The sequence below is a fragment of the Burkholderia sp. KCJ3K979 genome (assembly GCF_016759955.1).
GTDB lineage: Bacteria > Pseudomonadota > Gammaproteobacteria > Burkholderiales > Burkholderiaceae > Burkholderia > Burkholderia orbicola.
The window spans coordinates 1-9303 of the sequence record NZ_JACFYV010000246.1; the positions used below are offsets into that span (position 1 = coordinate 1).

Sequence of the window (9303 nt, forward strand, 5' to 3'; positions counted from 1 at the left end):
GGGGGATGGGTTCGGATGGGGCGGGCGTGGCCGGTGGGCGCCTGCGTGAGTCGTCGCGGCGATTCCGCGGCGGCGACCTGGCGTTCCGGTCATGTCCCGGTCGTGCGGACGGGTATCTCGCAGGGACGATACGTGCTGCGATGAATCCTACAACGCCGTTCCGCGGCGAACGCCTCCCCGAACGGGTGGGTATCCCGTATCCATCGCCGTGATACGCGTCCGGACGGCTCGTCGCCGGTTTCGACGGGGGCTCGCTCCCCCCGGACAGGGGGGACGCGAAAGCCGGCCGGTCCGGTATCGTGGCCGCACGCTCGACGACCCGACCGGTCGCCCATGGAGACCTTCATGCATTCGTCATACCCGTACCCGCAAGACGAACCGGCACCGTCTGGCCATGCGTATCCGCTGCTGATCAAGCAGTTGCTTCATGCGCCGCTGGCGACGCGGCCCGAGCAGGAAATCGTGTACGGCGACCGGGTTCGGCATGATTACTGGGCGTTCCGGCATCGCATCGGGCAACTCGCGAGCGGACTGTCGTCGATCGGTGTCGGCGCGGGCGACGTCGTCGCCGTGCTGGACTGGGACAGCCATCGCTACCTGGAGTGCTACCACGCGATCCCGATGATGGGCGCGGTGCTGATGACCGCCAATGTCCGGCTGTCGCCGGACCAGTTGCTGTATACGCTCAACCATTCGGGCGCATGCATCGTGCTGGTTCACCGCGACTTCCTGCCGTTGTGGGCGGGCATGCGCGACCGGCTCGACACCGTGCGGCACGTCGTGCTGATCGCCGACGGCGACGAAACCGGGTTGCCGGACGGTTTCACCGACGAATACGAGGCGCTCGTCGCGGCCGGTTCGCCGGATTTCGCGTTCCCCGATTTCGACGAGCAGACCCGCGCGACGACGTTCTACACGACCGGCACCACCGGCCTGCCGAAGGCGGTGGCGTTCACCCATCGGCAGCTCGTGCTGCACACGCTCGCGGGCATGGCGGCGTTGTCGAGCGCGCGCGATCGCGGCCGCGTGCATCGCGACGACGTCTACATGCCGATCACGCCGATGTTCCATGTGCACGCCTGGGGAATGCCGTACATCGCGACCGCGCTCGGGCTCAAGCAGGTCTATCCGGGCCGTTATTCGCCGGACGGATTGGTCGCGCTGATCGCGCGCGAAGCGGTGACGTTCTCGCATTGCGTGCCGACGCTGCTCGCGATGATTCTCGACAGCCCGGCGTCGGCGGCGGCCGACCTGTCGGCGTGGAAGGTGATCGTCGGCGGCTCGCCGCTGTCCGACGGGCTGGCGCGGGCGGCGCTCGCGCGCGGGATCGAGGTCTACACCGGGTACGGGATGTCGGAAACCTGCCCGCTGATGACCATCGCGCAGATCGACCCGCCGCGCGCGGCCGGCGGCGCATCGGCCGACAACGACATCGCGCGCCGGACCAAGGCGGGGCTGCCGCTGCCGCTCGTCGACCTGCGCATCGTCGATGCGCAGTTTCGCGACGTGCCGCACGACGGCCGCTCGGCGGGCGAGGTCGTCGTGCGGACGCCGTGGGCGACGCAAGGCTATCTGGGCGATGCGCCGGCGTCGGCCGCGCTGTGGGCCGGCGGCTATCTGCATACGAACGACATCGGCGTGATCGATCCCGACGGCCGGCTGCAGATCACCGACCGCATCAAGGACGTGATCAAGACGGGCGGGGAATGGGTCTCGTCGCTCGAACTGGAGAGCATCCTGTCGCGTCATCCGGCCGTGCGCGAATCGGCGGTGATCGGCGTGAAGGATGCGCGCTGGGGCGAGCGTCCGCTCGCGCTGGTCGTGCTGACCGACGAGCAGGTCGGTCGCGTCGAGCCGGAGGAATTGAAAGCGCATGTGAAGCAAGTGGCCGACCGCGGGCTGATCTCGCGCTATGCGGTGCCGGAGCGGCTGCTGATCGTCGACGCGATCGAGAAGACGAGCGTCGGGAAGATCAACAAGCGCGCGTTGCGCGAGCGCTACCAGCCCGACTGACGAGTGCCCGGCAGCCCAGACGCTGGCGGCCAGGGCCACGCGGCTCCCCGCCCGGGGTAACCCCCCGAATGGGGGGCTGAACATCGCGCGCCGGTTCGAGAACAATGCGGGTCCCGTGTCGCGGACCGATACGCGCTGCGCGTGCCCACGCCGGTACGGACATCACCTACTTTTGACGGCCGGCGTCGAATCGTTATGCTGTTTTCGGCGCACGGCGAGACCGGCCCGGTCGGCGGCTTCGCTTGCCGTGCCGGCGGACACGCGATCACCGCGAGGAGAACAGGAACAGCATGGCGCCGACGGACAGCAGACAACCGGCTCGCCCGCCGGACACCGATGCGATCGAAGTGCTGGTGCGCACCAAGCTGGCGCCGGCGTCGGCCCGCGGCATCGTGGCGCGCATCGCGCGGCTCGGCCGGCTCAGGCGCGGCCTCGACCGTCGGCTGACGCTCGTGAGCGCGCCGGCCGGTTACGGCAAGACCACGCTGCTGGCCGAATGGCGCCATGCGCTGGTGGCGTCGGGCGTGAAGGTCGCGTGGGTGAGTCTCGACCAGGACGACGACAACGCGTCGATCTTCGCGTCCTACGTGGTCGCCGCGATCGTCGACGCAACCGGCGGCGTCGGCGCCCGCGCGCAGCAGTTGTTGCGCGATCGCGCGCTGATTCCGCTGAAGACCGTCTTCGACGAACTGCTCAACGAACTGGACAGCGCGGGCGTCGACCTGTTCCTGATGCTCGACGACTTCGATCGCCTCGCGTCGCCGGTCATCCACGACGCGATGTTCGACCTGCTGCGCTACGCGCCGTCGAACCTGCACGTCGTGCTGGCGTGCCGCTCGGTACCCGCGTTGCCGCTCAGCTATTTCGAATCGCGCGACGAACTCGTGCGGGTGGACGAGCACGACCTGCGTTTCGACGACACGGAGACGCGTGCGTTCTTCGAGCGGGTGGCCGGCAAGCCGCTCAATGCGGACAACGTCGCGCGTCTGCGCGCGGCGACCGAAGGCTGGGTGTCGGGCCTGCAACTGGCGGCCCTGGCGCTGCACGACGACAGCGACGCGGCGCGCGTGGCCGAGCAGGTCAGCCACGCGCGTGCCGGCATCGCCGCGTACCTGAACGAGAACGTGATGACGCAGGTGCCGGACGCGATCCGCCACTTCCTGCTGCATACGGCGGTGCTGGACCGGATGACGCCGGCGCTGTGCGATGCGCTGACCGGCCGCGACGATGCGCTCGACTGCCTCGAATGGCTGAATGCGCACAACCTGTTCATCCGGTCGATCGACGGTGACCGCCGGCGCTACCGCTATCACGCGCTGTTCCTGCAATACCTGCGGGAGGAACTGGCGCTGCGCGAGCCCGGCGCGGTGGCCACGCTGCATCGTCGCGCGAGCGCCTGGTACGCGGCCGAGCGGCAATGGCCGGACGCCGTCAGGCACGCACTCGCGGCGGGCGACTTCGACGCGGCGGCCGGCTGGGTCGAGGCGTGCGCGATGAAGCTCATCGCGTCGAGCGACGTGCGCACGGTGCTCGACTGGGTGTCGCGCCTGCCCGCGCAGGCGCTGACGGGCCGCCTGCGGTTGCGGATCGCGCATACGTGGGCGCTCGCGCTGTCGATGCAGATGGTCGAGGCGCGCCGCGCGCTGGAAGCGCTGGAAGCCGACATCGCGGCCGGGCGACTCGACACCGATGCCGTCACGGCGACCGAACTGCTGGCCGTCCGCTCGCTGATCGCCGGGCTGTCGGATCACAGCATCGAATCGCTGCAGCTCGGCGAGCGCGTGCTCGCGGCCGCGCCGCCGGCCGGTTCGTGGGTCGAGCAGATCGGGCAGACGACGCTGATCTTCGGGCTCGGCTACGCGGGCCGCCTCGGCGACGTGCGGGATCTCGGCGCGCGCGCGGAACACGCGGCATCGGGGCACGAGCCGCTGTACGCGAACGTGTACCGCCAGAACATGTCGGGCCTGGCCGAGTTCGTCGCCGGACGGCTGCACGACGCGTCGAAGACGTTCGAGACGGCGTTGCGCGCCGCCGAACGCTCGGCGGGTCGCCTGTCGGCGGCGACGGCGCTGTCGGCCGGCTATCTGTCGGCGATCTACTACGAATGGAACGACTGGGCGAGGGTGCGCGACGCGCAGGCCGACCGCTTCGACATCGCGATGCAGGCCTGTTCGCTCGGGCCGTTGCTGAGGTTCATGCAGACCGCCGCCCTGCTGCACTTCCGGTCGGGGAACGACGCGCGTGCGCACGACATGCTCGACGAAGCCGATCGCATCGCGTGCAGCCGGCAATGGCTGCGGCTGCGCGTCGCGTGCATGGCGACCGGTATCCGGCTGCATCTGGACGCCGGCCAGCCGACGCAAGCCCACCGTGTGGGGCGCGCGCTGGCGTCGCTGGTGTCGCCCGTGCCGCCGGACGAAGCGTCGAGCCACGTCGAGACGTGGCAGATGGCGCAATCCGCGCAGGCAAGGCTGCTGCTCGCCGATGCACGCGCGAACGAAGCCGCGCAGCGCATGGCGACCGTGCACGCGGTGCTGGCCGCGCGCGGGTTCGACTGGTTCGCGGCGCAGGCCGCCGTGTTGCATGCGATCGCGCTCGATCACGCGGGCGACGAGAGCGCGGCGCTCGCGGCGTTCGCGCGTGCGCTCGAATACGGCCAGGGCAACGGACTCGTCCGTACCTTCGTCGACGAAGGCGCGGCGGCCGAGCGCCTGCTGGCGCGCATGCAGAAGCGTGCCGACCGCTTTCCGGCAGTCGGCGCGTGGTATCTGCGCGACCTTGCCCGTGCGTTCGACGCGCAGCGGGCGTCGGGCGGGGCACCGGCCACGCGGCCGGGTGCGACCGGCAACCTCAGCGCGCGGGAGCTCGAGATCCTCGACTACGTCGCGCGTGGCCTGTCGAACAAGGAAATCGCCCGCGCGCTGCGCGTCGCGCCGGAGACGATCAAGTGGCACCTGAAGAACATCTTCGAGAAGCTCAACGTGACGTCGCGCATCCAGGCGGTGCGCAGCGGGCTGGCGCTCGATCCGTCACGCGTGCGGCGCGACGACGAATGACCGGCTGACGCGCTGCCGCCCGCGTCAGCGGTGCGCGGCGAACGCGGCCACGATCTCGTCGATCGCCGCACGGATGCGCGCGGTGTGGCGCAGGTCGCGGTGCGTGACGAGCCAGACCTCGTACGGCGACGCCCGCGTGCGATCCGGCCAGATCCGCGCGAGCCCGTCGCGCTCGCCCATATGGACGGGAATCTCGCCGACGCCGAGGCCCGCACGCAGCGCCGCGCGCAGCATCAGGTTCGAGTTCGTCCGTGTGACGATGCGGCCGCCGTCGATCGGTTCGCCGGCGAGGGTCGGCTTGCGGCTGGCGTCGATGTACGGCTGGTAGACGGCGAGGTCGTGGCCCGCGAACGCGCGGCCGCGCTCGGGCTCGCCGTGCCGGTGCAGATAGTCGGGCGACGCGAACAGGCCCATGTCCCAGCACGCCAGCCGGCGCGCGACCAGATCGGGGTTCTCGGGCCGCACGGTGCGGATGGCGATATCGGCTTCGCGTTTCGCGAGATTCAGGATGTGGGTCGACGTGTTCAGCGCGACGGAGACGTCGGGATGTTTCGCGTGCAGCCGCGCGATCGACGGCATCACGAACTCGATCGCGAGCGCATCGGTCGTCGTGATCTTCACCTCCCCGGCGAGCCGCCGGTCGACCCCCTGCGTCAGCCGCACCAGCTCGTGCGCGTGCTGCTCCATCGCCTCGGCGGCGCGCAGCGCCAGTTCGCCGACCGGCGTGGGCAGATAGCCTTTCGACGAACGCAGGAACAGCGTCGCGCCGAGCATGTGCTCGAGCGTCGCGAGCCGCCGCCCGACCGTCGCCTGATCGACGCCGAGCGTCTGCGCCGCGCGGCGCAGCGTGCGCTCGCGATGGATCGCGAGAAAGACGCGCGCGTCGTCCCAGTTCATCGTGTGTCCCGACTGATGCATTTTTGCATTCCCCGACCGGTAATTCGCTGCGTGCCCGCGCGCGGCATCGCCCATAGACTGGCTTCACCTACATGGCGATGCCGCGATTCGGGGATGGCCCGCGAATCGGCCGCGCATCGACGAACGTTGAGGATCATATCGTGATTGATGACGCGAACCCCCTGCCCACCCACATGACCGCGATCGAAATCGTGCGGCCCGGCGGCCCCGACGTGCTCGTGCCGGCGACCCGCGCCGTACCGGTGCCGGGCCCCGGCGACGTGCTGATCCGGATTCACGCGGCCGGCGTCAACGGCCCGGACGTATTCCAGCGCAAGGGGCTGTACGATCCGCCGCCCGGCGCGTCCGACATTCCGGGCCTCGAGATCGCGGGCGAGATTGTCGCGGTCGGGCGCGACGTCACGCGGTTCGTCGTCGGCGATCGCGTCTGCGCGCTGATTCCCGGCGGCGGCTATGCGGAATACGCGGTGGCAAACGAGAGCAACACGCTCGCGATTCCCGACGGCCTCGGGATGGCCGAGGCAGCGGCGCTGCCGGAGACCTTCATGACGGTCTGGCTGAACCTGTTCCAGCGCGGCCGGTTTTCCCCCGGTGAAAGCGTGCTGATCCACGGCGGCGCGTCGGGCATCGGCACGACGGCGACGATGCTCGCGAAGGCGTTCAGCGCGGCGACGATCATCACCACCGTCGGGTCGGACGCGCAGCGCGACGCGAGCATGCGGCTCGGCGCGGATCTCGCGATCGACTATCGCAGCGAGGATTTCGTCGAGGCGGTCGCACGCTTCACGGGCGGCAAGGGCGTCGACGTGATCGTCGACATCATCGCGGGCGACTACGTCGCGCGCAATTTCGCGACGGCCGCGATGAACGGGCGCATCGTGCAGATCGGCGTGATCAATGGCCCCGCGAAGGAGCTCGACCTGTTTCCGATGCTGACGAAGCGGCTCACGCACATCGGCTCGACGCTGCGCTCGCGTACTTACGCGGAGAAGGCGCAGATCATTCGCGAACTCGAGGAGGCCGTGTGGCCGCTGATCCGGCAAGGCACGGTCAGGCCGCAGGTCTATCGGCTGTTCGATTTGCGCGACGCGCGCGCGGCGCACGAGCTGATGGATTCGGGACGACATATCGGCAAGATCGTGCTGGCGACGCCGGCCGCGGATCGTGCGCTTCGAGCTGCCATCGACGCAAACGCCAAGCATTCCACATGATCGGCAGACGCTTCAGCCCCCCGGTCGGGGGGCTGAAGCCGCGGCGGGGATGGCCCGACAATCGGGGCACCGAATGCGTCGCCGCGCCCCGCCGGCGCGTCGCGTGGATGCAGCACCGCACTGGACGATGAGTCGAAATGGACATGCTCGAGAACATGCGGACGTTCGTTCGCGTCGTGCAGGCCGGCAGCTTCTCCGCCGTGGCGAAGCAGACCGATGTCGCGACCGCGCAGGTGTCGCGGGCCGTCGCGAGCCTGGAGGCGTATGCGCAGATTCGTCTGTTGAACCGGACCACCCGGAAAATCGCGTTGACCGACAGCGGGCGCCGCTATTTCGAGCGCCTGCAATCGATTCTCGGCGATGTCGACCAGGCGAATGCCGAGGCCCGGAACGCGCTGGTTCGCCCGTACGGACGCTTGCGCGTGCATACGATGCCGGGGCTCGGGCAGAGCCATGTGACCGCGTTGGCCGTCGCCTATCGGGCGCGCTTTCCCGAAGTCGCCATCGAGATGACCTATTCGCAGCGGATGCCCAATCTCGTCGAGGAAGGCTACGACGTATCGGTCGTCACGGCCGCGAGCCTGCCTGATTCCGCCTGCATCGCGCATTCATGCGGCACGTCGTTCAGCGTGCTGGTCGCGTCGCCGGCCTACCTGGCTCGCCACGGCGTGCCGTCCGCGCCCGTCGACCTGGCACGCCATACCTGCCTGCGCCTCGATACGCCGGCCGAAGCGAACGACGAATGGCTGCTGCACGGCCCCGGCGGCCAGACCGCGTCGCATGCGGTCACGGCCGCGCCGTTCCACGCGAATGCGCCGGAGGCGCTGTCGATCGCGCTGCGCGCGGGGCTGGGCATCGGCTCGCTGGCGATCTATTCGGCGATCGACGACCTGCGCAGCGGGCGGCTCGTGCGCGTGCTGCCGGACTACCGGTTGACGATGCTCGACGTGTACGCGATGTATGCGTCGCGTCGCTTCCTGGACGCGAAGGTCCGCACCTTCGTCGAGCATCTGCGCCTGGGGTTGTCGCCCGCGCTGAAAGCCGACGCCCGCGCGCTCGACGCGCTCGCGGCGCCGCGCGGCCGCGAGCGTGCCCATCCCCGTGCGGTGGCCGGCGTCACGGCCTGACGGCCGGCCCATCCGTCGTACCCGTTGTACCCGTTCGTTCCTGTCGAGGAGAATCCGATGAAGTCCCGTTTTGCAATCGTCGTTGCAGGTTTCGTTGCGTTGTCGCCGCCGGCCGGTCACGCGCAGTCCGCCGCACCCACCGCGCCCGCCGAGCAGGCGGCATCGGCGGCCGCGTCGCCCCGAGCGGCGAAGAAGGCCGAACGCGCGGCCGACCGCGCATTCGCGAAGAAGGTTCGGCAGGCCATCGCGAGGGCGCCCGGCGTGGGCAATGCGCAGGTCACCGTGTTCGCGAAGGCGAAGACGGGCGACGTGACACTGGCCGGGCAGATCGCCGACGAGTCCCAGGACCGGGCCGCGGTGGACGCGGCCCGCCAGGTACCGGGCGTGACGTCGGTGAAGAGCAAGCTCCAGTTACGCCTGGAGGGTGGCCAGTAACGGAAAGGGTTGACGGCATCGGGTGCATGTCTTTGCGGGTCTCGTCGTGTAAAGAATCCACGGCGAAGGCTCGGGAAGGCACGCACCCGTGCCGGCTGCGACGCGTCCCGCCGGTGGCAGGGGCGTCAGATGCGACCGAGCAGCACCAGTATCACGACAATGACGACGATCAGCCCGACGGTCCCCGATGGCCAGTAGCCCCAGCTTCGGCTATGCGGCCATGCAGGAAATGCTCCGATGAGCAGCAGAATCAGAACGATGATGAGGATCGTACCGAGCATCGCATCCCTCCTGGATTTATTCGACACGGTGTCGGCTGTCGCAATTCGCGTGCCGCGAGGCGACGATCGTTCCGTAGGGCGCCGCTGCCGCATCGGACGGTGCGCGGCGGGCGACCGGGATTACGCGCCGGCGTCCGTGCCGGCGGTGTCCGGCCAGAGCAGGGCCTGAGCGACGACGACGTGATCGCCGTTGAAGGTGGCGGCGGGCGAACCGTACAGGCGATAGCCGAGCGCCAGCGCATCCGACACACGGTGGCAAAAC

At 69.6% G+C, this 9303-nt stretch carries 8 protein-coding genes; 5 read left to right on the forward strand and 3 right to left on the reverse strand.

The window, feature by feature from the left end; all coding sequences use genetic code 11:
* Nucleotides 1-345 precede the first annotated feature (345 nt).
* Nucleotides 346-2013 (forward strand): fatty acid--CoA ligase, encoded by a 1668-nt coding sequence (locus tag H3O04_RS30990; RefSeq protein ID WP_202589134.1) that lies wholly within the window; start codon nucleotides 346-348, stop codon nucleotides 2011-2013.
* Between the two features lie 290 nt (nucleotides 2014-2303).
* Nucleotides 2304-5069 carry a LuxR C-terminal-related transcriptional regulator gene (locus tag H3O04_RS30995; RefSeq protein WP_202589135.1) on the forward strand — a complete coding sequence of 922 codons (2766 nt, stop codon included), beginning with the start codon at nucleotides 2304-2306 and terminating at the stop codon, nucleotides 5067-5069.
* Between the two features lie 24 nt (nucleotides 5070-5093).
* Here H3O04_RS30995 and H3O04_RS31000 read toward each other — a convergent pair whose 3' ends face one another.
* Nucleotides 5094-5966, reverse strand: coding sequence for a LysR family transcriptional regulator (locus H3O04_RS31000; RefSeq protein ID WP_234044143.1), 873 nt, complete (start codon nucleotides 5964-5966; stop codon nucleotides 5094-5096).
* Nucleotides 5967-6160: 194 nt separating this feature from the next.
* Here H3O04_RS31000 and H3O04_RS31005 point away from each other — a divergent pair, with 194 nt between their 5' ends.
* From H3O04_RS31005 to H3O04_RS31015, 3 genes are all read left to right on the forward strand, one after another.
* Entirely contained in the window at nucleotides 6161-7198 is a 1038-nt protein-coding gene (locus H3O04_RS31005) for an NAD(P)H-quinone oxidoreductase (RefSeq protein ID WP_202589139.1), read from the forward strand.
* Nucleotides 7199-7335: 137 nt separating this feature from the next.
* Nucleotides 7336-8325 (forward strand): LysR family transcriptional regulator, encoded by a 990-nt coding sequence (locus H3O04_RS31010; protein ID WP_202589136.1) that lies wholly within the window; start codon nucleotides 7336-7338, stop codon nucleotides 8323-8325.
* Between the two features lie 57 nt (nucleotides 8326-8382).
* Entirely contained in the window at nucleotides 8383-8760 is a 378-nt protein-coding gene (locus H3O04_RS31015) for a BON domain-containing protein (RefSeq protein WP_202589137.1), read from the forward strand.
* Nucleotides 8761-8885: 125 nt separating this feature from the next.
* Here the strand turns inward: H3O04_RS31015 and H3O04_RS31020 are convergent, their stop codons facing one another.
* Together H3O04_RS31020 and H3O04_RS31025 are read right to left on the reverse strand one after the other, a co-directional pair.
* Nucleotides 8886-9041, reverse strand: a complete 156-nt coding sequence (locus tag H3O04_RS31020; protein WP_006483086.1) for a DUF3309 family protein — start codon at nucleotides 9039-9041, stop codon at nucleotides 8886-8888.
* A gap of 120 nt (nucleotides 9042-9161) precedes the next feature.
* Nucleotides 9162-9303 (reverse strand): DUF1737 domain-containing protein (locus tag H3O04_RS31025; RefSeq protein ID WP_202589138.1); only part of this gene is annotated, 142 nt, incomplete at its 5' end.

What these genes read in the sequence shown, in the direction of transcription:
- H3O04_RS30990 (WP_202589134.1), top strand. Translation starts at nt 346, where the DNA reads ATGCATTCGTCATACCCGTACCCGCAAGACGAACCGGCACCGTCTGGC.
- H3O04_RS31020 (WP_006483086.1), bottom strand. Translation starts at nt 9,041, where the DNA reads ATGCTCGGTACGATCCTCATCATCGTTCTGATTCTGCTGCTCATCGGA.
- H3O04_RS31000 (WP_234044143.1), bottom strand. Translation starts at nt 5,966, where the DNA reads ATGAACTGGGACGACGCGCGCGTCTTTCTCGCGATCCATCGCGAGCGC.
- H3O04_RS31010 (WP_202589136.1), top strand. Translation starts at nt 7,336, where the DNA reads ATGGACATGCTCGAGAACATGCGGACGTTCGTTCGCGTCGTGCAGGCC.
- H3O04_RS30995 (WP_202589135.1), top strand. Translation starts at nt 2,304, where the DNA reads ATGGCGCCGACGGACAGCAGACAACCGGCTCGCCCGCCGGACACCGAT.
- H3O04_RS31015 (WP_202589137.1), top strand. Translation starts at nt 8,383, where the DNA reads ATGAAGTCCCGTTTTGCAATCGTCGTTGCAGGTTTCGTTGCGTTGTCG.
- H3O04_RS31005 (WP_202589139.1), top strand. Translation starts at nt 6,161, where the DNA reads ATGACCGCGATCGAAATCGTGCGGCCCGGCGGCCCCGACGTGCTCGTG.